Origin of the sequence: Pedobacter sp. WC2423 (genome assembly GCF_040822065.1) — a bacterium.
Lineage (GTDB): Bacteria > Bacteroidota > Bacteroidia > Sphingobacteriales > Sphingobacteriaceae > Pedobacter.
In genome coordinates this window covers 1,874,040-1,895,939 of record NZ_CP162005.1, presented here as the reverse complement: position 1 = coordinate 1,895,939, position 21,900 = coordinate 1,874,040, and the positions used below count along the sequence as shown (strand labels likewise).

The 21,900-nt window shown below is 37.5% G+C and carries 31 protein-coding genes and 1 pseudogene; 8 read left to right on the top strand and 24 right to left on the bottom strand.

All coding sequences use genetic code 11. The features are described from left to right. The first annotated feature begins 2 nt into the window (after nt 1-2). Entirely contained in the window at nt 3-575 is a 573-nt protein-coding gene (locus AB3G38_RS07555) for a phage virion morphogenesis protein (protein WP_367867883.1), read from the top strand. Continuing rightward, entirely contained in the window at nt 572-1,087 is a 516-nt protein-coding gene (locus AB3G38_RS07550) for a hypothetical protein (RefSeq protein WP_367867882.1), read from the top strand. Before AB3G38_RS07555 ends, AB3G38_RS07550 begins: the two co-directional genes overlap by 4 nt. 426 nt (nt 1,088-1,513) lie before the next feature. On the opposite strand, the gene AB3G38_RS07545 is transcribed toward AB3G38_RS07550, so the two are convergent. The 19 genes and pseudogenes from AB3G38_RS07545 to AB3G38_RS07455 form a co-directional block, all read right to left on the bottom strand. Beyond that, nucleotides 1,514-1,771, bottom strand: coding sequence for a hypothetical protein (locus AB3G38_RS07545; protein ID WP_367867881.1), 258 nt, complete (start codon nt 1,769-1,771; stop codon nt 1,514-1,516). Nucleotides 1,772-1,969: 198 nt separating this feature from the next. Beyond that, on the bottom strand, nt 1,970-2,578 hold the full coding sequence (locus AB3G38_RS07540) for a hypothetical protein (protein WP_367867880.1): 609 nt from the start codon (nt 2,576-2,578) through the stop codon (nt 1,970-1,972). Between the two features lie 6 nt (nt 2,579-2,584). Continuing rightward, the gene (locus AB3G38_RS07535; RefSeq protein ID WP_367867879.1) at nt 2,585-2,851 is read right to left on the bottom strand and encodes a hypothetical protein; all 267 of its coding nucleotides are present in this window, start codon (nt 2,849-2,851) and stop codon (nt 2,585-2,587) included. A 151-nt stretch (nt 2,852-3,002) separates the two neighbouring features. Beyond that, entirely contained in the window at nt 3,003-3,383 is a 381-nt protein-coding gene (locus tag AB3G38_RS07530) for a hypothetical protein (protein ID WP_367867878.1), read from the bottom strand. 135 nt (nt 3,384-3,518) lie between these two features. After that, nucleotides 3,519-3,926 (bottom strand): hypothetical protein, encoded by a 408-nt coding sequence (locus tag AB3G38_RS07525; protein ID WP_367867877.1) that lies wholly within the window; start codon nt 3,924-3,926, stop codon nt 3,519-3,521. A 1-nt stretch (nt 3,927) separates the two neighbouring features. Beyond that, on the bottom strand, nt 3,928-4,377 hold the full coding sequence (locus AB3G38_RS07520; protein ID WP_367868756.1) for a DNA cytosine methyltransferase: 450 nt from the start codon (nt 4,375-4,377) through the stop codon (nt 3,928-3,930). Between the two features lie 125 nt (nt 4,378-4,502). Next, a pseudogene (locus AB3G38_RS07515) lies at nt 4,503-4,685 on the bottom strand (DNA cytosine methyltransferase); the annotation flags it as partial. Further along, a complete protein-coding gene (locus AB3G38_RS07510; RefSeq protein ID WP_367867876.1) occupies nt 4,682-4,921 on the bottom strand; it encodes a hypothetical protein in 240 nt (79 codons plus the stop codon). The pseudogene AB3G38_RS07515 and the gene AB3G38_RS07510, both read right to left, overlap by 4 nt. Next, the gene (locus AB3G38_RS07505) at nt 4,911-5,321 is read right to left on the bottom strand and encodes a DUF4406 domain-containing protein (RefSeq protein WP_367867875.1); all 411 of its coding nucleotides are present in this window, start codon (nt 5,319-5,321) and stop codon (nt 4,911-4,913) included. Before AB3G38_RS07505 ends, AB3G38_RS07510 begins: the two co-directional genes overlap by 11 nt. Before the next feature lie 10 nt (nt 5,322-5,331). Next, the gene (locus AB3G38_RS07500) at nt 5,332-5,583 is read right to left on the bottom strand and encodes a hypothetical protein (protein ID WP_367867874.1); all 252 of its coding nucleotides are present in this window, start codon (nt 5,581-5,583) and stop codon (nt 5,332-5,334) included. A 1-nt stretch (nt 5,584) separates the two neighbouring features. Continuing rightward, entirely contained in the window at nt 5,585-6,223 is a 639-nt protein-coding gene (locus tag AB3G38_RS07495) for a DUF3164 family protein (protein WP_367867873.1), read from the bottom strand. A 65-nt stretch (nt 6,224-6,288) separates the two neighbouring features. Beyond that, on the bottom strand, nt 6,289-6,507 hold the full coding sequence (locus tag AB3G38_RS07490) for a hypothetical protein (RefSeq protein ID WP_367867872.1): 219 nt from the start codon (nt 6,505-6,507) through the stop codon (nt 6,289-6,291). Further along, the gene (locus AB3G38_RS07485; protein WP_367867871.1) at nt 6,500-6,817 is read right to left on the bottom strand and encodes a hypothetical protein; all 318 of its coding nucleotides are present in this window, start codon (nt 6,815-6,817) and stop codon (nt 6,500-6,502) included. The genes AB3G38_RS07490 and AB3G38_RS07485 overlap by 8 nt, the downstream gene beginning before the upstream one ends. Next, nucleotides 6,808-7,167: a helix-turn-helix domain-containing protein gene (locus AB3G38_RS07480; RefSeq protein ID WP_367867870.1), complete on the bottom strand. Its 360-nt coding sequence runs from the start codon at nt 7,165-7,167 to the stop codon at nt 6,808-6,810. The genes AB3G38_RS07485 and AB3G38_RS07480 overlap by 10 nt, the downstream gene beginning before the upstream one ends. Nucleotides 7,168-7,169: 2 nt before the next feature. Further along, on the bottom strand, nt 7,170-7,622 hold the full coding sequence (locus AB3G38_RS07475) for a hypothetical protein (protein ID WP_367867869.1): 453 nt from the start codon (nt 7,620-7,622) through the stop codon (nt 7,170-7,172). 6 nt (nt 7,623-7,628) lie between these two features. After that, the gene (locus AB3G38_RS07470) at nt 7,629-8,252 is read right to left on the bottom strand and encodes a hypothetical protein (protein WP_367867868.1); all 624 of its coding nucleotides are present in this window, start codon (nt 8,250-8,252) and stop codon (nt 7,629-7,631) included. Next, the gene (locus AB3G38_RS07465; RefSeq protein WP_367867867.1) at nt 8,249-9,181 is read right to left on the bottom strand and encodes an AAA family ATPase; all 933 of its coding nucleotides are present in this window, start codon (nt 9,179-9,181) and stop codon (nt 8,249-8,251) included. The genes AB3G38_RS07470 and AB3G38_RS07465 overlap by 4 nt, the downstream gene beginning before the upstream one ends. Nucleotides 9,182-9,186: 5 nt before the next feature. Next, a complete protein-coding gene (locus tag AB3G38_RS07460) occupies nt 9,187-11,289 on the bottom strand; it encodes a hypothetical protein (RefSeq protein WP_367867866.1) in 2,103 nt (700 codons plus the stop codon). 9 nt (nt 11,290-11,298) lie between these two features. Then, nucleotides 11,299-11,511, bottom strand: a complete 213-nt coding sequence (locus AB3G38_RS07455) for a hypothetical protein (protein ID WP_367867865.1) — start codon at nt 11,509-11,511, stop codon at nt 11,299-11,301. 91 nt (nt 11,512-11,602) lie between these two features. On the opposite strand from AB3G38_RS07455, the gene AB3G38_RS07450 reads away from it, so the two are divergent. The 5 genes from AB3G38_RS07450 to AB3G38_RS07430 all read left to right on the top strand — a co-directional run bounded on the left by AB3G38_RS07450 (nt 11,603) and on the right by AB3G38_RS07430 (nt 15,759). Further along, on the top strand, nt 11,603-12,295 hold the full coding sequence (locus AB3G38_RS07450; protein ID WP_367867864.1) for a S24 family peptidase: 693 nt from the start codon (nt 11,603-11,605) through the stop codon (nt 12,293-12,295). Nucleotides 12,296-13,136: 841 nt separating this feature from the next. After that, entirely contained in the window at nt 13,137-13,721 is a 585-nt protein-coding gene (locus AB3G38_RS07445; RefSeq protein WP_367867863.1) for a hypothetical protein, read from the top strand. Further along, nucleotides 13,718-14,302: a pentapeptide repeat-containing protein gene (locus AB3G38_RS07440; protein ID WP_367867862.1), complete on the top strand. Its 585-nt coding sequence runs from the start codon at nt 13,718-13,720 to the stop codon at nt 14,300-14,302. Before AB3G38_RS07445 ends, AB3G38_RS07440 begins: the two co-directional genes overlap by 4 nt. A 129-nt stretch (nt 14,303-14,431) precedes the next feature. Next, nucleotides 14,432-14,911 carry a helix-turn-helix domain-containing protein gene (locus AB3G38_RS07435; RefSeq protein WP_367864486.1) on the top strand — a complete coding sequence of 160 codons (480 nt, stop codon included), beginning with the start codon at nt 14,432-14,434 and terminating at the stop codon, nt 14,909-14,911. Then, on the top strand, nt 14,911-15,759 hold the full coding sequence (locus AB3G38_RS07430; RefSeq protein WP_367864487.1) for an IS3 family transposase: 849 nt from the start codon (nt 14,911-14,913) through the stop codon (nt 15,757-15,759). Before AB3G38_RS07435 ends, AB3G38_RS07430 begins: the two co-directional genes overlap by 1 nt. A gap of 46 nt (nt 15,760-15,805) precedes the next feature. On the opposite strand, the gene AB3G38_RS07425 is transcribed toward AB3G38_RS07430, so the two are convergent. The 3 genes from AB3G38_RS07425 to AB3G38_RS07415 form a co-directional block, all read right to left on the bottom strand. Then, the gene (locus AB3G38_RS07425) at nt 15,806-16,459 is read right to left on the bottom strand and encodes an NAD(P)-dependent oxidoreductase (RefSeq protein ID WP_367867861.1); all 654 of its coding nucleotides are present in this window, start codon (nt 16,457-16,459) and stop codon (nt 15,806-15,808) included. 19 nt (nt 16,460-16,478) lie between these two features. Further along, nucleotides 16,479-16,895, bottom strand: a complete 417-nt coding sequence (locus AB3G38_RS07420) for an Rrf2 family transcriptional regulator (protein ID WP_367867860.1) — start codon at nt 16,893-16,895, stop codon at nt 16,479-16,481. 93 nt (nt 16,896-16,988) lie between these two features. Continuing rightward, nucleotides 16,989-17,909, bottom strand: a complete 921-nt coding sequence (locus AB3G38_RS07415) for a hypothetical protein (RefSeq protein ID WP_367867859.1) — start codon at nt 17,907-17,909, stop codon at nt 16,989-16,991. 101 nt (nt 17,910-18,010) lie between these two features. Here AB3G38_RS07415 and AB3G38_RS07410 point away from each other — a divergent pair, with 101 nt between their 5' ends. Then, complete coding sequence (locus tag AB3G38_RS07410) at nt 18,011-20,449, top strand: AsmA-like C-terminal region-containing protein (RefSeq protein ID WP_367867858.1); 2,439 nt, start codon at nt 18,011-18,013, stop codon at nt 20,447-20,449. On the opposite strand, the gene AB3G38_RS07405 is transcribed toward AB3G38_RS07410, so the two are convergent. Then, nucleotides 20,446-20,679 (bottom strand): hypothetical protein, encoded by a 234-nt coding sequence (locus AB3G38_RS07405; RefSeq protein WP_367867857.1) that lies wholly within the window; start codon nt 20,677-20,679, stop codon nt 20,446-20,448. The genes AB3G38_RS07410 and AB3G38_RS07405 overlap by 4 nt on opposite strands. Nucleotides 20,680-20,691: 12 nt before the next feature. Further along, nucleotides 20,692-21,543: a bifunctional hydroxymethylpyrimidine kinase/phosphomethylpyrimidine kinase gene (gene thiD, locus AB3G38_RS07400; RefSeq protein WP_367867856.1), complete on the bottom strand. Its 852-nt coding sequence runs from the start codon at nt 21,541-21,543 to the stop codon at nt 20,692-20,694. Nucleotides 21,544-21,900 lie beyond the last annotated feature (357 nt).

Genomic DNA, 21,900 nt, shown 5'->3' with positions numbered 1-21,900 from the left:
GCATGGCAAACGAAATGAAAGACTATGATGCCCTGGTTAAAAGGTTAATGAGTACGACCAGATCAGTGCCTACCAGGGCGGCAACTGTAGCGGTGAATTTTTCTAAAGAGCGGTTCAGGCGTCAAAATTGGTCAGATGGAGGCGAAAAGGCATGGGAGAAGCGAAAGCAGCCGAAAAGAGGTGCTAAACAGGCAAATAAACGCGCTATACTGGTTAAAAGTGGCCGGCTGATGCGAAGTATAAGGAAAATCAGTTCAAACGCTGACAGGGCTATAATTGGCACGGACGTACCATATGCACAAATTCACAATGATGGCGGGAATGTAAAGGCCACTGCTCAGGTAGGTGCTTATCAAAAGAAGGCCTACAAGCGCAGGGCACACACCCGCACCAGGAAAGATAGCACACAGAGCATAGCGGCTCACACTGTATCGTCACATACGGTTAAGGCACATCGCAGGAAGATGAATTTTACAATGCCTCAGAGACAGTTTATAGGCGTTTCAAGAACGTTGACCGGGAATATTGAGGATATGATAACGAAAGATATTACTAAAGCAATCAAAGGATCATGACAGAATTATTTTTAAAGATTTACCAGGCTTTTGATGATAATAAAGCCCTTTTTCTTGAACTTGGTTTGGAGCCGGTTAAGCATGTAGACAAATACCGGGGACAGCCTTTGAACCCTGCTCAGTTTGAATATTATGATATTCCGGCAATTTTCATTGGCAGAAAAACCGAATGGACTAAAGTAGGAAAGTCATATAAAGGAAAGACAATGCTTGAATTCCACGTTGTAACTGATGCAACGTGGGATACTTCCAATATTTCAACCAATAAAGAAGAAGGCTTAAAGAATGTGATGTACCACCAGCTGGTGCATTATGTGCTGGATGATCTGGAAACCGAAAATACCGGTAAACTTCAGCGGCTGGATGATGAGCCTATTGATACCGGTGTGGTAAACTATGAGGTTATGAAATATGAGTGCGCTTATAATGATCCAATGATCACCGGTGAAGAATATGTGTACCTGATGATTGAGAAACTGAAAATTGCGGGAAAATTGGTTAAGAACCTTTAATCTTCGTCTTGGAATAAACCAAGTTGTCTGATTTCTTTACGCACATTAATACCCATGTAGTTGTAAAATGTAGCAATACTGATTTTGTATTGTGGGTAAATGTACTTTTTGAATACAAAACGCGTGGTTAAGCCCTCAACTTTGTGAAGTAGGAAGATATCTTGTATGTCCTTGATCCTTAAAAAGCGGTTATTATTGTTGTAAGCCATTGTTACAAATATAAAGAATGGCTAAACTCCAATAAAAAAAAGTTATCCTACAAAAAAAGCCCTGATCACTCAGGGCTTTTTCACTTCTTACATTCGAGCTGTGAGTGTACAAGTCTCACAATTTCAGCAATCAGCATTTAACTAAATTTTTGAATTATAAAGGTATTTAAAGTTTTCAGATAAATTTTACGGGTTTCCGTATTCAGTTATTTTTATCTTACAAACTGTTAATAAAGTGGTTTACAGCTTTTTCAATAGTATATTCAGCATCTTTTAAAACGATCTCTGAATGATTTGATTCCCCGTGGGCTTTATCATATAACTCGCTGTCAGTAGAGTGAACATTTAGTTCTTTCGTCTTTCCCTCAAGTTCAATATCAACCAAAATGGTGTATCGGCCTCTTTGACCAGGTGCTAAAACTATTCTTGCATCGTGGATGATTACCTGTCCTAATAATGTGTTTAAAGTTTTCATATTTCTAAGTTATTTAATATTCATTTAAAGTGCGCTGATAAGCCATTTTTTTGCTCATGCCTTCAAGGCGATAGCCATAATAATGCTTGTATTTTTTCGGTTTTGCTATTACCCACCAAATTAGTCTCATTTCCATCATAACCAAATGTACATTAAGGTTTTTAATTCAAAATACGGGATTCCGTATATCTGTTAATGCTATTCCTTTTTAACCCAATCAAGCGTTTTACCAGTCCTATCTTTTTTCGGCTCTAAGCCTAATGTGCGTAGGTGGCCCCAGTATTCAGTTAATTCTTGTTGTGATGTAAGTTTATTTTGAAAACCTTCAGACCAGGTATCAGGGTATTTTTTCTTATCACCTGCTGCCATTTCCTGTAAAATAAGATTGTAATAATTATAGAAATTGTTAACTGAATGCTTTCCTGTACCTTCTTTACCCATTATTTCAAAGGCTGTAGATTTGTAATAGGCAGTCAATATTTCCTCAGTTACTTTCAGCTCTTTTAATTTTCTTTTCTCAGGCTCTGTGATTTTATACTGCAACCCTCTATTAGTATGGTAAAAGCCACACCAAAGAGCTATTTTTTTGAAATGAGGTGTTTGTGGTTGAACGCTGATTTTTATCAGTCCCATGTTAAATTCAAGAAGATCTTCAGAGTAAGGAATATGCTTTAGAAATGCCACATGCTGAACCAAAGTAAGAGGAAATTTTGTCGGAAATTTAATCTCCGACAAAAGCCCATCTTTATAACTCACCTCAATACCTTCAGCAAGTCTTTCGCTGTTTAAAAGATGTATATTAACCATTTAAACCTAATTTAAAGTTGTTAAATAATGTGTGTATACTTTTTGCTCAAAAATGGCGACCAGCAAATCAAGTTCAGCAGGATTATGAGCCATCCAACCTTTTTTAAACTTCTGATCACGTGCCCAGTTATCTAAGCGGGCATAAATAGTCTTCATGTCACCGTAATTCATCAGCCTTGCCAATGCTATCATTTTCTTTCTCTGCTTATCACCTGGCTTCGGAACGTAATTACGTCTGTATGGCTCATTAAGATCAATAAGCTGCTTCATCATTTCAGCGTATTCAACGTCTGTGAGCGAGCTTAAACTCTTCGTCTTGCCCTTTGTGAACTCGTATACCTTTTCTTTGTAATCGAAGCCATGTGCAGTGCAAATGGCAAAAAATTGCGAATACTTACTTCGAGTGTTATTGACGTTTGACATATTAATATCTAAAATCTGTCCAATGAATAATTTTACCTGAAAACGCCATATGCCTTCTTTGTTGCAATTCAGGAAACCAGTAATTTTCAAAAGACAATAGATTTTCAAAGCCATCTGCCACGGCTAGTTTTTCTTTTTCTGGTATATATAATTCTCTTCCATCAATTGAAATATGCAGCATATAATCATAACTCATAAAGATATTCTGAATAGAAGTGCAAAGAGTTTTTTTGAAGCAGTTATAATGCTTCGTTCGTGTTCCGGTTGCCATGTGAATTAAAATTCCGTCATCCCATCTATTATTAGAATCTTCTCTAATTGTGTGTATTTTAGTCCCGGCCATAATTGGCTCAACAAACTGCTTTTTAAATCCTAAAACCATAATTCTAATTTTTGATTGTAAATACTTGCTCCTCTGTATGCTGACATCCACAGGTAAAGCACATTAAACCCTTTTTAAGGTCGTAAAAGTGACCACAGTTGAGGCAGACACGCCACGCCTCATGATTAAACAATCTCATACCTGATTAGTCGTAGCACCGAACTTGAAATTCATGTTATCTGAATAGCCTGGCATTGATTTTACTGTCCTAACTCCACCGCACCTTTTCGATAGATAAATGTGATACAAAACCTCATCTCTTATCTCAAAATGATGATGATTAGGTTCATTTGCTAATTCTGCGGCTTCCTCATTAGTTATAGAAGAGTGATCCTGATCAGCACCAGGGGGCGAACCTTCAATTTCTACCTTTGGCTGATAACCGTCATTGCATCTGCAATTCCAATGACCTGGGAAATATCCTTTACCCTTTCGGAGTGACAATGTTTTAATCTCTTTTTTCAGCTTATATACCTGATGTAAAACATAAAGTAGAATTACTGATTTAAATATATCTAGTGCAGTTAAAATTAAATTTTCCATGTTATTTAAATAAATTTTCGTACTCCTGAATTGCTTTGAATATTTGATAAGGTATTTCTGGCACTACAGCATTTCCGAATCCGTGTATAACTTCTTTATCCAGTTCTTTGGAAAACCCATCATCCATTCGTACATCTGCATAGCTTGATTTGCTGTGAAACCGTTTAACTGGAATTGATACAGGCTTTTGTCTTGATGCCCGTTCCGGAAATATTTTTTGTAAGATTCCACCTTCGTTAATAATATTTTTCCATCGCTGCTCGATGGCGTAGGCAACTCCGTATAATCGCTCTCTTCGGTGCGGAAATCCGAACTGGGAAGCATAAAACAATCGCCATTCAACATCATACCCGAGCTTGGAAAGGTCGCAAAGGACGACTTCAAATCCTCTACTAAGCAACATTGGGCTGTTTTCAAAGACGATGATTCCAGGTCTAATTTCCCCAACCAAACGCGCATATTCTTTCCATAAACCCGACCTTTCGCCTTTAATATTCTTCCCCCCCCTTGATTTTTAGATTGATTTGCGATACTAATATCTTGACAGGGGAATCCTCCTGAAAGAATGTCAATTGATTCTTTATAGGATTTTCCGTTGAAATGTTGTATATCTCCATAGCTTATTGATTTAGGAAAATTTCTTTTTAATATTTCTTGTTTTGATGGTATCCATTCACAGTGAAATACATTTGTTAACCCTGCACGTTCAGCGGCTAAATCAAAACCACCTATACCAGAAAATAATGATCCGTGTTTCATTCATCAATATTTCTCAGGAATACTACCTGAATATTTCCCATCATTGGGACTGTTTTGTTAGTTTCGGAATTGGTTCCTAAAAACGAGACCGGACACGCAAAGTGCTTTTGCTTCACAGTACGAACCTGCTTTTCTGTATCCATCACCTGTAACATCGTTTTCGAGTTGTCACCAACTTTGTAGAACCGGTCGCCAACTGACAACCGATCCAATGTTACTACGTCATTACGCTTCATGTGGGAACTTAATTGAAAGAGGTGCTATTCCAAGCGCATCAGCTAGATATTTTTCAATTGTAGCTCCTTTGCTTTCTGACCAATCAGGCAACAGGCTTATGTACTTAGCGAATTGTAGAAGGTTAATGCAGGTTTTCATTGCCACTTTCCAATCTTCACCAGCACTGACATACTCACAAGGATTGATCACGATAAATCCAGCTGCTTCCAAAACTAATTGTCTTCTTCTGAAAATTTCAAACACATCTCTATAATCCAATCCAGTAATTCGACCAGCGATATAAACCACCTCAATGCCATTAGTTTCATTAGCCTTTTCGAAAAAGGACAAAAGTTCTGTTTGATCCTTAACAACAGCCTTAAAATTGGCCTTCATATCTTCTATTAATACATTATTCATAATATTTCTTTTAAAGGGTTTTAAAGTGTTTTGATCCCGTGTAAAAGGCATCATATATAAGTGAGCTTATTTCTTGTTCTGCGAATATTTCAGCCTGTTTACCGAACCGGTATAGTTTAAAGACCTCTTTAAAGGCATCAGCACATTTATCTTCTGTAACTGCCTTATGTAACCTTTCCGCTTCCTCCTTATTAGGTAAATCAATCGGATCACCTTGTAAACCGATTGATTTTGAAATCTCCGTGTATATTGAGTATCCCATTTTAGAGGCTTGAAAAGTTTAAAACCTGAGTGATCCATTTCCCGGCATCGTTCTTTTGCTTGAATTCATATCCAAAGCATTTCAGAGTTACCGTATAGCTCTGTTTAAGCAGACGTAAGCCCTCTAACCATCTTGGATCGTCAAACTTATCCTCGTGCTCCATTAAACCGAATACAGCAGAGTATTCCAAATCTCCATTGTGATTTTTTTCAAGGAACTTTATTAGGATTTCGTAAAGTTTTACATCCCTCTTTTTGATTGTATCACCTAAGAAGTCCTTAATTAGGTCAACAGCTTTCGATGCTCGTTCGTCCCATGTCGGTTCGGTGTCCCTTCTTCTTACTATTCTTAGGTTACTTGCAGCATTCGTGATCGAAAACCCGCCTTTGCTGTTACCACGAACTTTACCATAGGCTGCAAGTGCCTCCGCCTGTTTATTCATAACCGCATGAACTTTTGATTTGAACCTGGCTAACTGCAATCCTAATTCAAGTGCTTCAGCTGACAGCTCTTCCAGTTGGGCATCTCTGTTTTTTATGTAAGCCTGTTCTTTCTTAATTAATGCGCCTTTCTCCGCTTTTTCACGGTTTTCTAATATGGCTTTTAATTCTGCTGTGCTTAATTCTTCTAATGCTTTCATCTTATACGGTTTTAAAAAATGTGAATTTTACTATTTGGGCTATCATTACTATTATCACTGCGATCTCACAGATAGCTAGTGTTTTGATGTAAGGGTTGTCTAATTTTTTCATTGTAATTTTTTATGTTTAAGAGTTGTTGTTTAAAAATTTCTGTTTGTTCTTTTAATGCAGTGATGCGCTTATTTTGTTCCGACAACCATTCCTCTAAAGGCGCATTAGGGTTTTCTATCATCCACTGAGTGCTAGAATTGTAGATTTCATCGAGTTCATTGAGCCTATCCATAGATTTTGTTTATGTCGTTTGATAATAATTGCGCGTTGTGGGTTTCCAAAAAGAATATATCTTTAGGTTTAGCAACCTGACTAAACCAGAGTTCAAATGCTAGTGCTTCCTCTTTTCTAAGCGTGATGCAGTAACTTGTTTTCGGGTTCGGAGACGAAAGCTTGACTAACATTTTATGTCTTATCGCATGCACCAACGTATCCAGTAGCTCTTCAGCAGCATTGCGTTGTTCAGCCGGGTAAACTTCAAGCAGGTAAGCGATAACATCGTGTAAGCCCTGCATTTTAGCTCTATCTACACTTAAGCGCATACACCCTCCAATCTCTGCTCTACATTGATAACCTTTTTTGCAAATACCTTGTCAGATTCGCACAGGTCTTTAAAGACATCGATGCTGTGCGAAATTGTAGACCTTTCACGGTTACCAGAATACTTTAATATCTGAACGTGTCTCAGGGTGGTGTATTTATCAAGCAGTCCGGCAATAACGTGCCTGCATTCAGCAGCGTTTCTTTTCCTGCTTCTGCTTTCCAGTTCAATTTTTGAAACACCGAAGACAAAAAGCGCGGATTCCTGAATACTTTGCGGAGTGATCTGCATTGAAAGCTTACCGGATACATCAGGTATGTTTCTGAAAAATTGAGTTCTTGAATTTTTCATAATTATATGATTAGAATGAGGTTTAAAACGTGTTCAAATTGGTTCAGAAAGTGATCATCTTGTAATAACCGGTTGTAGCTATGGGTTTCTTTCCATTCAGCCACCAGCTCACTACTCCCTAACGGTATGCCCTCGTAAACCTCCAAGTCTCCACCTGGCTTCACTACGGTTAATTCAGATGTACAATCATCTGCGAAAGGCAGGAATTCTGATTCATCCCTTTGCGCAACTGCATTGTTGAACATGCCACGAAACAGGCCGGAATAAAGTATTCTGTTTAAAACCGCATCAGGAAACGCTTTGTATTTGACCTGTACAAACAAACAGTACTGCTCAAAAAGGTAATTGCAGTAATCCTGCTCCGTACATTGCAACAGATGACACACCTGATGCATTCCTTCACGGTTATGTTGCCTTACACGGCCTATGTGGGTTTTCTTAGTTAATGTTTTCATAGTTGTTTAAATTGGTTCCTGACCCCAGTACCGTGCGGCACCTTCAATCCAGTTTGTGTAGTATCCTTTTTTTCCGATGTACCTGCCTTTTGATATCGCCCTGTGACCTTCAACCCATATTTTCAAATCAGCATCGTACATAACGTCATTTGCCATTCTACCTTTTGGTTTGCGTCCCTCTGCCTGGCTGATGATGATGAATAGTTTCTTTGGGAACTCTCTTTTCAGTGAAAGAAATTGCTGAAATGATAACATGGCATATTGAATACTATCTATCACTACAACCTTAGCACTGTCACGCTTTTTAAGCCTTACCTTCAACTCCTCTATAGGCTCCTGAACCATTATTACTTTCCCAGTGACTTCTTTCATGTTAGCTTCTCTAAATGCCTTCTGCATTGACTTCCTGCGACCTTCCTCAAGGCTGTCATAAATTGCTTTAACATCGAATGTTGTCAGGTACTTGATTAGTTTAAGAATGAAACTTGTTTTTCCGTTAGAGCTATTCCCCCAGATAAACCAGATTCCATTTGTTTCCGGTTTATCAAATGCATCAAACCATTCACCTTCAAAATCAAAATCTTCAAATATTATTGATTCAAGTTCGGCAGGTGAAATGCCTCTTTTCATATTCCTAATACAATTTTCACTAGTTCTAAAGTCAATGGCTGTCCCGTTCTTTCAGCCTCAGCAATGGCGGGCACCATTACGTCATGCAGCTCACCATAATTGTTGCAGTTTGCTTGCAACCATTTTTTAAGCTCCGGTTCAACACCGTTTAAAAACTGTTCAAACCTCCTGTCAATAGCAGGAATGTTGTGTATTTTAAATTTGATTCTGCGAAACAACTGAGCAATACCAGGCTTGCTATAACGCTGCATCCTTTCAAGGTTTTTAATCAATTCTTCTGTGCCTATTAGCACCAAAGCGCATTCTTTAATTAGAATATCGAACAACTCTTTAAAAGCGCATAATGCAGCGTACTTCATAAATTCTGCTTCATCAAATGCCAGAAGTGGCGTTTTACCAGATTCTCTTAATATTTTTAGGCGTAAAGCGATCTGTGCAATACGTGCAGATGTAGAGTGACGAGGTTGAACTACGTTTAACGCAATAAGAACCTTACCAATTAAATCCGGTAGATTGTCAGACGATCCAACTTTCACTGTAAAAACCTCAGTTGGGTATTTGCTTTTGAAAGCATCCAGGCTAAATGTCTTACCTGATCCGGTTTCCCCGATTAAAACAGCTGTATCCAAGTTGTCTTTTGCAATTTGAAGGCTGGTAACCATATCTTTCAACTGAATAGTTGGTTTAGTCGTCCAGTTGTTTGTTGACAATTCGAATCCGATGAACTTCGCAAGGCGGATAAAGTATTTATCATTAATTTCAACCACTTTCTGACCAGACTTTACAGTAAAGTCCTTTTTTCGCATGTTTATGAGATAACCAGCATTGATTTCTGCACTGTTAGCAACATCATTTTGCGTGACCTTAGTATTAGATAGTAGATAGTTTTCAAGTGCGTTGATAATTTCAACTTTCAATTCTTTTGTCATGATGTTTAGTGTTTAGTTGTTAAGAAATCGTTTATATCTAATTTTGAATCCAGAAATGCCTCACGTTTGGACATCTGTTCTTTCTGGTTTTGCTTTTCAGCTTTCTGCTCGATTTGCAGTGTTTTTTTCTTCGCCTGGCTTTGTAATCGGGCGTTAGATTTATTGTCCTTATGCTGACCCTCGCTGTCCACTATAAGAAGTTTACCAAGCGTTTCCTGTAGAGCAGGAACACGATTAAACAGGTCATTCAGTTCGTTGAAGTCATTCTCCTGAGTATCTAAAATATCTTTCACCAGGTCATCATTGAAATTGAAAATATTGCGCAATTCTGCCGCATCACCTTCAGCACGTTCAGCAAGTGCCATTGGTTGGGTATACTTATCTTCAAGCATGAATTTCAGTGAGGCATCCTTACTGGAAGCAAGCACGCGGCTCATATCAGCGGGATCATATTTTATAACCCAATCTTCATTTCGGTACTGCCTGAAAGAAGGATCAAAGCTGTCATAGCTGAATTTGTGTTTATCAACCTGTAATAGAACACCTGATCCAACTAATTTATTTGTCAATCCTCTTGGTGATGTTTCACCAAGCCTGTGCAAAAATTCAACAGGTGATATAGTGAATTTGTATTTATCTTCAAGATTATTATAAGCCTCCAAATAAGCAGCAACCTTACATTTCCTTTCAGCATTTATCATTTCAACAATCTGGTCAATGCATCCCTGCTGATCAGGAAAGCTCTTGCGAATTTTATTCAGGTATTCAGCGTTAGGCTGGTTTTCTTTACGGGATGTTACACCAAACCCTGACCAGTTTTGACGTATCTGGCAATGATTTTTATTCAGATGTTTAAAATAAGGCTCAATGACTTTTGCTTTAGCATTATGTGCACGTGCCGGTGTATAGATCTTTGATATTGCTTCATAAAATGGATTCAGGTTGCCTTTCCCATATCTATCTGTTTGTAGCTGGTGTACATGGTGCATTTCTCCGAACAATTCAGCAGTGTGCGTTACAGCATTACGTAATGCTTGTCTGATAAGCCCAGGTGTTTCGTGCGTACCAATTGCATACCCAACCGGATATTTACCACATGGGTCTAAAACAACAACAACCGTTAAACGATGGTGATATTCAGTTACTTTTTTCTCTTTACCACTCTCTTTATCAATTCTTATAGCGACCTTTTGATACAACAGTTCCGCATCCCAACCATCCACAGTCCAGTAAAGTAATGGAGCTTTAGGCGCATGTCTCTTAACTTGCATAGCGTGAACATCATCATGATTACCTTTTCCACGTGAACCGGCATCAGTATAGATTTGCCATTCATCACGCTTGTTGGCAACAGTTCCTTTAGTTATTTTTTTCCAACCTGCTGCCTGAGCAGTCATGTTGTAAAGATTCATAACCTGCACATCATCAAAGTTTCTGCCTACAGCCATGATCCTACGTAACGCTGCTTCCTGATCACTTTGAACAACCTTCGCTGCATTTTCATTACAAAGCTTACCGCTAACAATACTCTCGTACCCCAATTGCTTATACTTGCTTATTTTGATTCGGACAGCCCGTTCACCAGCTGGAAGTTTCCAACCCCATTTTTCCTGAAAGCTTGACATTAAAGTCAATAGATTTTTGAAAGCGTCTTTCTGTGTTGACGTTCCTCCAAGTGCCTGTCTCCATGCCTTGGAATCACTTTGTAATTTGATTATCGTATTTAGCGCAACTGCTGTAGCTGCATATTCTCTGATAGTATTTTCTTTCAGATGTTCACCGTTGGGAAGGGTGTATTTAGTGAAGAAGCTAAGAGCCTTATAGTCATGTTGAAGGATTTTTTTAACAGGTTCTTGCTGTGCGGACTTGACAACATCTTTATATTTAGAGGCGACAGCTTGCTTTATATTCATAGGAAGTGTTTCAAACTCATAAAGAGCCGGTGTACTTCTGCTGCCTCTTCTAACTGATACAAGTTTTTTGTTTTTAGATAGGTTGATATAATCATACTGCGATATATATGCGTTATCTCCAACAAGATTAGGCTTAGCATCCTTATTAACCAGTTCAGGAAAGGATATACAAAGGGTATTATTATAGAATTGCATAAGCTTATCTTAATGAGTTTGAGATTTATTTTTTTGAGCAGCAAGGTTTTCAATAAGGGCAGGAATCACTTTTGTTCCTTTATATCTACCTTGAATGGTTTCGTTTAAAACCTGTCTGCTATATCCTATTGCACTTGCAATTTCCTCCTGGGTTCTGTCGTCCTGAAAAACTTCAACCCTCAGGTATAAATTCTCAGGATACTTAATTTCTTTCTTGTCCATTCGTTGAGTTATATTACATTTGTAAATACTGACACAAATATATACGCATTATGAGTATAATTCCTAATGCCATACAAAATAAATTCGCAAAATGAGTACGGTTAACCGCAAGTCGTTGATTCTTAATGAAATAAAATTAGCCTATAATTTGTCAAGTGATAGAAAATTCGCTGATTTTCTTGGCATTGCGCCAACTACGCTTTCAAGTTGGCATAAAAGAGATACGTTTGACTATGACTTGTTGTACTCAAAATGCGTAGGAATAAATGCTGAATTTTTGTTGAGTGGGACTGGAAATGTGATTAAAGAAATTGATGATAATACTGTAACTACAAGATATATCCTTAGGACTGACACATCCAGAGAGCTACAAACAATTCCTTTATATGATTTGAACGCAGCTGCCAGCTTAGTCGCTCTTTTTGAAGGACATCAAAATATAATAGATTACATTTCAATCCCCAATCTTCCTAAGTCAGACGGTGCAATATATGTTAGTGGAGATAGCATGTACCCATTATTAAAAGCAGGGGACATAGCTATTTATAAGAAGATTTACGATATGTCTGAAGGTATTCGATTTGGAGAAATGCACATTGTATCAGCTATCATTGACGGTGATCTATCAACAGTTGTGAAATTCGTTAAGAAAAGTGATAAGGGTGAAGATTGGATTTTATTGGTAAGCCAAAACCCGCACCATGCATCCAGGGATATTCACATGAGTAAAATCAAGGCAATAGCAATTGTTAAAGCAAGTATTCGGCTCAATAGTATGATGTAATTAGCATAAAAAGCACATCACGCACATAAAAAGCCAACTACATAATACATAAACAACTGATAATCAGGGTTTATGAGTATTATTAACTTGTTTGAAAATGCAGTTTACTGGGGGGCTACAGAAACTTTTCACTGCGAAACAGGTTATTTTCGAGTATTATAATTACATGGTATTTACTATGCATTGTACTATCCAATGTACTATCCATTCCTAAAATTTGGCTTTTTTAACTTAAATCTAAATAATATTCATAGAAACAAGAACCCCGTTTAAACTATCGTTAAGCGGGGTTCTTATTTACAATAATACTAAGAGGTTTTACCTGTTTAAATGTGTTTTAAACCTGTTTTAATACTTAAAATGGTAGTAAATGAGTCCTTAAATACTATTGCCTGGTGTATTAATGGTGGTACAATGGCTATTAATGGTATTAGGAAATTTCGTTTTGTTTTTCTTCTTTATTGTTTTTTTATGCGAAATGCCGTTTTTTTGTATCGTTAGAAAGGTTTTTTGCGTTTTTTGCGTTTACTATCCTTTAACAGGTTTGGTATTAGCCCCTATACATTTCTTTTTCAATTAAATTATCAAAAGAGTATTCAGGTGCATTTCCACTTTTATTTTAATCAATATCTTACGATATGATAAGATTATTGATCTAATGAAACTATAGCTTTGTCATGCAGAAAGCCAGCTGAATTTTAACTGGCACTCTGGATTCGGCAATTAAAAGTTGGAAATTAACAATACAGGATAATGAGAAAACAAATCCGTTCTATGAGAGACAATTTAATCGGATATTATATTTCTCTGCATTTCAAAATATATTAGATTTGCTTAGAATATGAAAAGGATTTTAACTTTAAACTTAGCACTGCTTTTAGCATGCGGTTTTTCGATCACTGCGAATGCTCAGCAAGAGACAAAAACATCAAATGATGAGCCGCGATATACTTTCTCTCCAGCCTATGAATTTCTGCGCTCTACGCATAGCAATTACTTTAACGGGCCTTCATTCAAAGTAACCAGAAATCTGGAAAGCCGTTTTAAACCAGGTATTGGAATTGGTTATGCGACTACAAAGCTGCATTTTGATAATGCATTGCTGCTGCATAACATGAAACTAATCCCGGTTTATGCCAATGTAAGTTATGATATTACAAATAAATCTAAGTTTGAACCTTTTGCAGAGGCTTCCGCAGGTATTACTTTTCTCAGGTATGACCGTTCCAGTGAGGCAGATCCGTTAACTGTAAACCGAATTAACGAAAGAGGATTATACCTTTATGGTGGTTTTGGTGTCCGTTATAAAGTAACAAATCGTATTGCACCCTATATCTCAGCTGGTTTTAAAGGATTTAACAATACCCTTAACGATCTGGACATTAATCCTCACGGGATAACTTTTCAGGCAGGGGTACGGTTTTGAGTACTGCTGACGAACAGATAACACATCACGATAAACGTTTCGAAAACATAAATTACGAAGACAAACATCTGGTTAGCCGTTATTTTGAAGGATGTACCTTTTATAAATCAATTATAAAGGGGTGTCTTTTTGAAGACTGTACTTTTAATAACTGCACTTTTGAAGAGTGTGATATTTCACTGATTAAATTTAAAGATACTTTTATAAGTAATTTAGCTGTCATAAACTGTAAAGCTATCGGTATACTTTGGTATGATACTTTGAATCCTTTCTCCATCAATGCTAAAAACTCTATGCTGAGTTATTCCAGTTTTTTTGGAAAGAACCTTAAAAAAATACGCCTTACAAACTGTACAGCAAGGGAAGTTGATTTTTCCAATTGTAACCTGAGCAGTGCTGATTTTAGTGGTACAGACTTTTTAGGTTCTACATTTTCTGGTACTGATCTCAGGATGGCCAATTTTACAGCGGCGCAGAATTATCAGATAGATCCTTCAGGTAATAAAATTAAAGGCGCTATCTTTCAATTACCAGCTGCTATCTCTTTTTTAGATAGTCTGGGGATAAAAATAGTTGATTAAATGATCAATAAAAAGGGCTGTCATTTTCTTAATGCAATGCCCCCAAAAAGTTAGACACTTTCTGGGGGCATTATTATGAAAAAGAAAAACAGACACAGTTTTGAATTCAAGTTATACTGTGTGAAGCAGATGTCGGAACATTATCGTTCTGCAAAATCTCTGGGTGAGGAATACGGGATTACTTATTCTCTTTTCGAAGATTGGTTTAGGATATACGAGCATCTGGGAGCTCCTGGATTACTTCCCAGAAAGGGGAAAAGAGTTTTTAGTCCATCCTTTAAGCTAGCAGTCCTGAAGTCAATTCGTGAAGAAAAGTTATCTTTGAGAGCGGCGGTGCTACGTTTTGGGCTTTCAAGTGATGCGGGAATTATCGAATGGCAGAAACGATTTGAGAAGTTTGGATCATCTGGACTAGAACCGCGACCTAAAGGAAGACTACCGATGGCATATAAGGAGAATCCAGCAAACAAGCGAAAACCGAGAAAATCGGATAGGCCACTTACCCGTGAGGAAGAGCTTTTACGGGAAAATGAATATTTACGTGCAGAGAATGCCCTGCTAAAAAAGCTCCAGGCCTTAGTTCAAGCCGAAAACAAGCGCAAGCCATAATGGAACTAAGGCATCAGTTCGACCTGGATACCCTGTTGAATTGTATTAGCATGGCAAGAAGTACATTTTATTATTATTCTAAGAAGGCCAGTTTGCCTGATAAATACGAACAGGTCAAGATCCAGATCAACAAGGTCTATCATGCCCATAAAGGTCGCTTCGGCTATCGGCGCATTACCTTGCAACTGAAACGGGTCGGAATGGCTATTAACCATAAGACTGTATTTAGATTGATGGGAGAAATGAGGTTGAAGAGCCTGATCAGGATAAAAAAATACAGGTCTTATAGGGGCAAGCTAGGGAAAATAGCTCCAAATATCCTTAATAGGAATTTCAAGGCTAACCAACCTATGCAAAAATGGGCCACAGATGTTACAGAATTCAAAGTCAAGGGAAAGAAATTGTACCTCTCTCCAATAATAGACCTGTTCAATCAGGAGATTATCAGCTATGAACTCACTGACAGGCCGGTTTTCAAGGGAGTATTGGACATGCTCAAAAAAGTATTACCACAAGCTAGGAATACTTCTCAGTTAGTCTTGCATTCTGACCAGGGATGGCAATACCAGATGCCAAAGTATCAGCAACTGCTAAAAGCAAATGGGATTATCCAAAGTATGTCCAGAAAAGGTAATTGCTTAGATAATGCTATAATTGAAAACTTTTTCGGAACCTTAAAATCGGAACTCTTCTACTTAAATGAATATGAATCGACAGATCAGCTCAAAAAAGATATAAATGACTATATCTGGTACTACAACAAGGAACGAATAAAATTGAACTTAAACGGAATGAGCCCGATGGAATATCGGGCTCATTATAACAAATCTAATACTAAATTTGTCTAAACTTTTGGGGGCAGTCCATAAATGACAGCCCTTTTTGCAAAATAGCTTAATAAGCAGCGGTAAAACGTTGTTTTATATGTTTTGCATCCTCCAGTTCGTCAATAATAGCAACTGCTAAATCTTCCACTGATAAGATACTTTTGCCATTTTCATCAAATACCGGTGTATCCAGGCTTGTTCTGTAAACTCCTGTACGAACTCCCGAAGTATGTGGCCCCATTTCAAAAGCCGGGCTGAAAAACGTCCAGTCTAAATCCTTTTCTTCCCTGATCATGTTCAGGTAATCTCTGGCAGCAGTCGCACCAGGTTTATAAGCTGCAGGGAAGTCAGGTGTGTCAACAGCTTGTACACCAGGGGCAACCTCTAAACTTCCGGCACCACCAATTACAATATATCTTTTTACATCTGATTCTTTAATACCTGTTTGTATAGCCTGTGAACCCCTTAAAAACTCTGCGTAAATATCCGGATTAGTCCATCCGGAATTATAAGCACTGATCACTGCATCATTTCCATTCACCACTTTAGTTACCTGGGCAGCATCCAGCACATCAGCTTTTTCAATTTTCAGGTGGTCATGATGTACCGTGATTTTTTCAGGGTTTCTAACTACAGCTGTTACCTGGTGACCTCTGTTTAATGCTTCTTTTAAGATGGCTGAACCTACAAATCCTGAGGCTCCGATTAAGACTATATTCATGCGATTTTAATTTTATATTTTACAATACTGGTTGAAACTTTTCACCAAACTCTTTCAGTGTTTTTTTTTCTAATTTGCTGATAAGCGAAAGCTCTGCCTCAGTATACAACTCCTCCAGGTGCTGATTAATCTGACGGCCTACCATACAGGAAGGATTTGGAGTATTGGAACTACCAAGCAAAGGAGGCATAGGTACCGCCTTATAAATTTCTGATAAAAGAATCTCTGCTGAAGGCCGGGCAAGCGTAAACCCGCCACCATTACCTTCTTTACTGGAGATAAATCCCAATTTGCGCAGGTTACTGATTTCTTTCCGTACTAAGGCTGGATTCAGGTTAATACTGCCAGCAATCCATTCTGAGGATAACCTTTCGCCCTTCGCAAAATCGAGTAAGGTGAGGATATGTAAAGCAGTAGCAAACTTCGCGTTATTCATCTGTAATAATAATTGTTACAGTACAAATGTATGTAAAAGAATTACTTAGTTAGATTTACGCTGTCTTATTTATGTAAAAATGAAATTAAGCTGTTATTTTGAAAGCCTCTTCTCTAAAATTACCGTGTTTCCGATTTTTCGTTTTCTGGAATTGTTAAGAATCACATTATAGTCTCCCAAAAATCCTGTGCCTACTATATTTTGCGGAAAAGCAGAGCTTAACTGGATTTTTTGTTTCGGTAATAGAATATCATTAAAAAGTAATCCGGGTACATTGACCTCATAAATTGTATCCGCCATTTTTTTTGCATGGATATCAGATAAGATCCTTTTAACCGGCTTAAGATTATAATCAGCAATTAATTTGCGTCCCAAATCAGATCTGGAATTGATTTGAAAACCTGCACCTGATCCGAAATCCAATGCAAAATTGGTTTTGATACCTGCAATTTCCACCGCAACTTTTGGATAAGAATCATTCTTATAATTGATCGTTGTAAAAACTGCTGAAGGCGTAAAAGGCTGTTTAGAAATCGAAATTTGATTCTGATCATTATTAATCATCCAATTATAGCGGTAAACCATTTCAGTTCCGGTAGCTCCGGCTATGATTGTGTCAGGAAAAGCATAGTTTACAATAGCCTGTTCACTTCTGAATTTGAGGTTTCCGACTGTGATTTTTGGAGAATAGAAAAGCAGCCGGTCATGTGGCCTGCCATTAGGGGAAACCAAAGTCAGGATATCTCCGCTTGGAGAAAGTGACCGTTTACTTTGAAAATAGGGGGTTAGTCTTAACGGTTTGGCATAAGTGCCGAATAATAGGGACATGCTGTCTCTATCAATCTTTACAGGAATAAAAATCCTGTTGTACTTATCCTTTTGAAAGGTTATCTTGGTGATTACAGGGGACTGTGCATTTGAATTTTGTGATAAAATAGAACAAACAAAGGTTAAACAGCTTAGTGTAAAAACGAACCTTAAAGTTTTTTTATAGCCTGATTTTATGGTGTTCATCGTCGTGTGGATTTATTGATATAAAAATAATCAATTTCAGAGAACAAAACTACCTTTAAACAATTTCCTTATTTTAAACGTTATTACGCAAACACTCTTCTATGCCTCTTTGGTTAAAACGCGCTATTCAAATTTTTTCTGCTTTTATTGTACTGGTCATTGTGATCTTTATCGGCCTTGCGCTCTATGTAGGTGCTAATAAAAAGAAATTACAGGCTTCTATAACCAAAGAATTAAATAAGAACCTCAATGGTAACCTGACTATCGCTACTATTGAACCTACCTTTCTTAAAGGTTTTCCCAATGTCTCAGTATCGTTAAAGAAAGTAGAAATTAAAGACAGTTTATGGAATGTGCATCACCATTCGGTGCTTACCGCAGCCGATCTTGATATTTCAGTGAATACGATGGCCTTGTTAAAAGGTACTATTGAGATTAAGAAGGTGACTATAAATGATGCATCAATTTACTTATATACTGATAGTAACGGCTATAGCAATACCTCCGTTTTTAAGAAAAAACCGGAGAAAGAACCCCGATTAAAAGATGACAGTTCTTCACCTGCCCAGCTCAGACGCTTTGATCTGAATGCTGTTCGTTTTATTCTGGATAACAGAAAAGGAAATAAGCTGTTTTTATTTGCTATACAAGACTTTAGCGGAAAAATAGATTATCCCGGGTCGGGCTGGAGAGCTGATGTCAACTTAAAAACGCTGGTGCGCAGTCTTGCTTTCAATACAAAAAGAGGAAGTTTTGTAAAAGATAAATTGCTGGAAGGAAAAATGGATATTGCTTATAATGAGAAGGCCGGTATCATTGAAGTCAAACCTAATATCTTAAATATAGGGACAGACCCATTCGTTCTGGGGGCAAAATTCAAGATATCAAAAGATCCGGTTGAATTCTCTATCAGTGTAGAAGCGCCAAATATTTTATGGAAAAATGCATCTGCTCTGCTGGCTCCGAATATCAGCTCAAAACTGAATATGTTTAACCTGGATAAACCAATTTTTGCCAAAGCCATTATAGAAGGAAATATGGGGGCAGGCGGAGACCCTTCTATTTTTGTAAAAGCAGCAATAAAAGATAATACGCTGAACGGTTTTGGCGGAGTAGTTGATAATTGCAATTTTGCCGGTGTTTATACAAATAATTTTATCAATGGAAAAGGGTATACAGATGAGAACTCTGCTATTAAACTTTATCATTTCTCTGGTAGTTATAAAGAACTTCCCTTTACAATTGATACTGTTTTTATTCATAATCTGGATAAACCAGTGGCAACAGGTATTTTTAAATCCCAGTTCAATGTGGCTAAACTATCTACTCTTCTGGGGACTGATGTTTTAAACTTTACCAAAGGTACAGCCGACGTAAAACTGAACTATAGTGCCGATATTGTAGATTTTAAGTTGAATAAACCCATGTTAAGCGGAACAATCAACGTTAAAAATGCAGACGTCAGTTATGTACCCAGAGGTGTGAATTTTAAAAACACCTCCATTTCCTTAGACTTTAAAGGACCTGATCTTTTGATTCACGACATCAGACTTGAAAGTGGTAAGAGCGTGGTTTTTATGGATGGAAGTGTTAGAAATTTCCTGAATCTTTACTATAATTCTCCGGAAAAGATCCTGCTGAACTGGAGAATGAATAGTCAGAACCTTTATTTAGGTGACTTTCTTGCCTTTTTAGGGACCAGGAAAAACAGTACACCTGTTAAAACAAAGAATAAAGGCAATAATATTGCGAATCAGATCAATACAATGCTTGAAAAAGGTAGTGCTGAAATCAACTTAAGAGTTGGTAAAGTTCATTACGGCAGGTTTACCGGAACTAATGCAACAGCGGATATTTTCCTTTCCGATAACGGATTGAATTTGAAAAATGTGAGTTTAAAACACGGTGGAGGCTCGATTAAGCTCAATGGCAAATTGCAACAAAATGGACGTTTGAATAAATTTGCATTAAATACCGTGGTTTCCAATGTCAATATTAGTAACTTCTTTTATTCATTTGATAACTTTGGTTTGGAAAGCCCGACTTATAAAAATCTGAAAGGCAGTTTCTTTACCAAAACCAATGTGACTGGCAATATAGACGGGCAAGGTAAACTTATTCCGGGTTCAATGAACGGAAACGTCAATTTTGATCTTAAAAAAGGAGCTTTAATCAATTATAATGCAGTGAAAAGTATCGGAAAGTTTGCTTTTCCATTCCGGAATCTGGATACCATTACGTTTGATAATCTCAATGGTAATTTTGATATTAATGGGAGGCTCGTTACGATTAAACCGATGATGATCAATTCAAGCTTATTGAATATGAATCTTGCAGGTATTTATGCGACTACCGGAAGGGGAACCAATATTCTGCTTGATTTACCACTCCGAAACCCGAAAAAAGATGAAGACATTACTGATAAACAAGAGCTTAAAGAGCGGAGGATGAAAGGTATTGTCATACACATCCTCGCCACGGACGGAGAGGACGGTAAGATTAAATTTAAACTGGTTGGAAAAAAAGATAAAGAAAGTTAAGGCTGTAAGCTTTCAAATTTATCTCCGATCAAAAAGATAAGATCTTCATCTGCAGTTACCTCATCATTGGTTACCCACATATCATCTTCAGAAAGAAAGATTTCAAATTTTTCCTGATCTGGTATATCAACCATAAAAATTGAGTCCTCCTCATTTTCAACTTCAGTAATGATCACAGGAATTGTTTCACCTTCAAATTCTACTGAGAATTCTGTTTTTAAATCTGCCATGGCCCAAATATATTAATTTTTAACATCCACAGGCATTTTGATTAGCGGAACAGGGGCGTAAAAGTGATTCAATGGCCCTTTACCTTCGCCTGTTTTTACATCAAGCCCCTCAAAAATAGTATGATTTACATAAGATTCTGCGTTTTTTATGGCTTCGGGCAATTCCATATTTCGTGCGATAAAACCAGCAATAGCAGAAGATAGTGTGCAGCCTGTACCATGTGTATTTTGACTGTAAATAGTATCATGCTCATAAACGATTTCTGTTCCTGTTTTATCCAGGTAAACATCATAAAGTCTGCTCCCTTTCAAATGTCCGCCTTTAATCAAAACGGCCTGGCCACCAAGGCTCAGGATCTGATGTGCTGCAACTTTCATTTGTGCTACTGTAGCAATTTCCATAGCTGCTAATATAGCCGCCTCATCCAGGTTTGGTGTGACTAAAGCAGTGACTGGAATCAATATTGTTTTCATCAGTTCAATAGTGTCCTGCTCAACCAACCGGCGGCCACTTGTGGCAATCATCACCGGATCCAGGATAACCGGGATTTCAGGATATAAAATCAGGATATCAAATATGGCCTGTAATAATGGTGAATTTGGAATCATACCTATTTTGATAGCATGAGGTTTGATATCTCCGATTACAGCTTTAATCTGATCAGTCACTATATTTACAGGCAGCTCAAACAAATTGGTAATCCCCATCGTGTTTTGTGCGGTAATAGCCGTAATAGCAGAGGTTCCGTAGCAACCTAAAGCCGAGATTGTTTTCAGGTCGGCCTGGATGCCTGCACCACCACCACTATCAGAGCCGGCGATAGTCAGTACAACAGGGTAGATATAATTAGGCTCAGTATTCATGTTTGTTTAGAAATATTACTACAGGAATGTATAATTTCAAGTAAAACTATTAATATATAAACGAATAACAAGGAATTGTAATTGACCTGATCATCCGTGATTATATTTTTTTTATTATTTCATGATTATTTCAGGCAGCTATTTTACGATTAAAGTACATCTATTAGTGTTGTACGCTGTTTTATAAAAAGAAGGAAAGCCAGGAGGGCATTTCCAGGAAAACTAAATGTCTTTTTGGTCGCTTTTTTGTTATCGTATAGTTGATATCACCCAATTAGTCTGGTATATACATGCAAAATGTCAACTGACCTTTATTTACTACCGGCGCTTCATGTAATCCGGTACGGGCAATCAGTA

Excerpts from the sequence above, each read along its gene's own strand:
- AB3G38_RS07460 (WP_367867866.1), bottom strand. The coding sequence starts at position 11,289 with ATGCAATTCTATAATAATACCCTTTGTATATCCTTTCCTGAACTGGTT.
- AB3G38_RS07530 (WP_367867878.1), bottom strand. The coding sequence starts at position 3,383 with ATGGTTTTAGGATTTAAAAAGCAGTTTGTTGAGCCAATTATGGCCGGG.
- AB3G38_RS07505 (WP_367867875.1), bottom strand. The coding sequence starts at position 5,321 with ATGAATAATGTATTAATAGAAGATATGAAGGCCAATTTTAAGGCTGTT.
- AB3G38_RS07435 (WP_367864486.1), top strand. The coding sequence starts at position 14,432 with ATGTCGGAACATTATCGTTCTGCAAAATCTCTGGGTGAGGAATACGGG.
- AB3G38_RS07420 (WP_367867860.1), bottom strand. The coding sequence starts at position 16,895 with ATGAATAACGCGAAGTTTGCTACTGCTTTACATATCCTCACCTTACTC.
- AB3G38_RS07500 (WP_367867874.1), bottom strand. The coding sequence starts at position 5,583 with ATGGGATACTCAATATACACGGAGATTTCAAAATCAATCGGTTTACAA.
- AB3G38_RS07525 (WP_367867877.1), bottom strand. The coding sequence starts at position 3,926 with ATGGAAAATTTAATTTTAACTGCACTAGATATATTTAAATCAGTAATT.
- AB3G38_RS07425 (WP_367867861.1), bottom strand. The coding sequence starts at position 16,459 with ATGAATATAGTCTTAATCGGAGCCTCAGGATTTGTAGGTTCAGCCATC.
- AB3G38_RS07430 (WP_367864487.1), top strand. The coding sequence starts at position 14,911 with ATGGAACTAAGGCATCAGTTCGACCTGGATACCCTGTTGAATTGTATT.
- AB3G38_RS07475 (WP_367867869.1), bottom strand. The coding sequence starts at position 7,622 with ATGAAAACATTAACTAAGAAAACCCACATAGGCCGTGTAAGGCAACAT.
- AB3G38_RS07470 (WP_367867868.1), bottom strand. The coding sequence starts at position 8,252 with ATGAAAAGAGGCATTTCACCTGCCGAACTTGAATCAATAATATTTGAA.
- AB3G38_RS07450 (WP_367867864.1), top strand. The coding sequence starts at position 11,603 with ATGAGTACGGTTAACCGCAAGTCGTTGATTCTTAATGAAATAAAATTA.
- AB3G38_RS07545 (WP_367867881.1), bottom strand. The coding sequence starts at position 1,771 with ATGAAAACTTTAAACACATTATTAGGACAGGTAATCATCCACGATGCA.
- thiD (WP_367867856.1), bottom strand. The coding sequence starts at position 21,543 with ATGAATACTGAGCCTAATTATATCTACCCTGTTGTACTGACTATCGCC.
- AB3G38_RS07555 (WP_367867883.1), top strand. The coding sequence starts at position 3 with ATGGCAAACGAAATGAAAGACTATGATGCCCTGGTTAAAAGGTTAATG.
- AB3G38_RS07510 (WP_367867876.1), bottom strand. The coding sequence starts at position 4,921 with ATGAAGCGTAATGACGTAGTAACATTGGATCGGTTGTCAGTTGGCGAC.
- AB3G38_RS07465 (WP_367867867.1), bottom strand. The coding sequence starts at position 9,181 with ATGACAAAAGAATTGAAAGTTGAAATTATCAACGCACTTGAAAACTAT.
- AB3G38_RS07490 (WP_367867872.1), bottom strand. The coding sequence starts at position 6,507 with ATGGATAGGCTCAATGAACTCGATGAAATCTACAATTCTAGCACTCAG.
- AB3G38_RS07535 (WP_367867879.1), bottom strand. The coding sequence starts at position 2,851 with ATGATGAAGCAGCTTATTGATCTTAATGAGCCATACAGACGTAATTAC.
- AB3G38_RS07405 (WP_367867857.1), bottom strand. The coding sequence starts at position 20,679 with ATGGCAGATTTAAAAACAGAATTCTCAGTAGAATTTGAAGGTGAAACA.
- AB3G38_RS07410 (WP_367867858.1), top strand. The coding sequence starts at position 18,011 with ATGCCTCTTTGGTTAAAACGCGCTATTCAAATTTTTTCTGCTTTTATT.
- AB3G38_RS07455 (WP_367867865.1), bottom strand. The coding sequence starts at position 11,511 with ATGGACAAGAAAGAAATTAAGTATCCTGAGAATTTATACCTGAGGGTT.
- AB3G38_RS07540 (WP_367867880.1), bottom strand. The coding sequence starts at position 2,578 with ATGGTTAATATACATCTTTTAAACAGCGAAAGACTTGCTGAAGGTATT.
- AB3G38_RS07480 (WP_367867870.1), bottom strand. The coding sequence starts at position 7,167 with ATGAAAAATTCAAGAACTCAATTTTTCAGAAACATACCTGATGTATCC.
- AB3G38_RS07485 (WP_367867871.1), bottom strand. The coding sequence starts at position 6,817 with ATGCGCTTAAGTGTAGATAGAGCTAAAATGCAGGGCTTACACGATGTT.
- AB3G38_RS07550 (WP_367867882.1), top strand. The coding sequence starts at position 572 with ATGACAGAATTATTTTTAAAGATTTACCAGGCTTTTGATGATAATAAA.
- AB3G38_RS07415 (WP_367867859.1), bottom strand. The coding sequence starts at position 17,909 with ATGAACACCATAAAATCAGGCTATAAAAAAACTTTAAGGTTCGTTTTT.
- AB3G38_RS07445 (WP_367867863.1), top strand. The coding sequence starts at position 13,137 with ATGAAAAGGATTTTAACTTTAAACTTAGCACTGCTTTTAGCATGCGGT.
- AB3G38_RS07495 (WP_367867873.1), bottom strand. The coding sequence starts at position 6,223 with ATGAAAGCATTAGAAGAATTAAGCACAGCAGAATTAAAAGCCATATTA.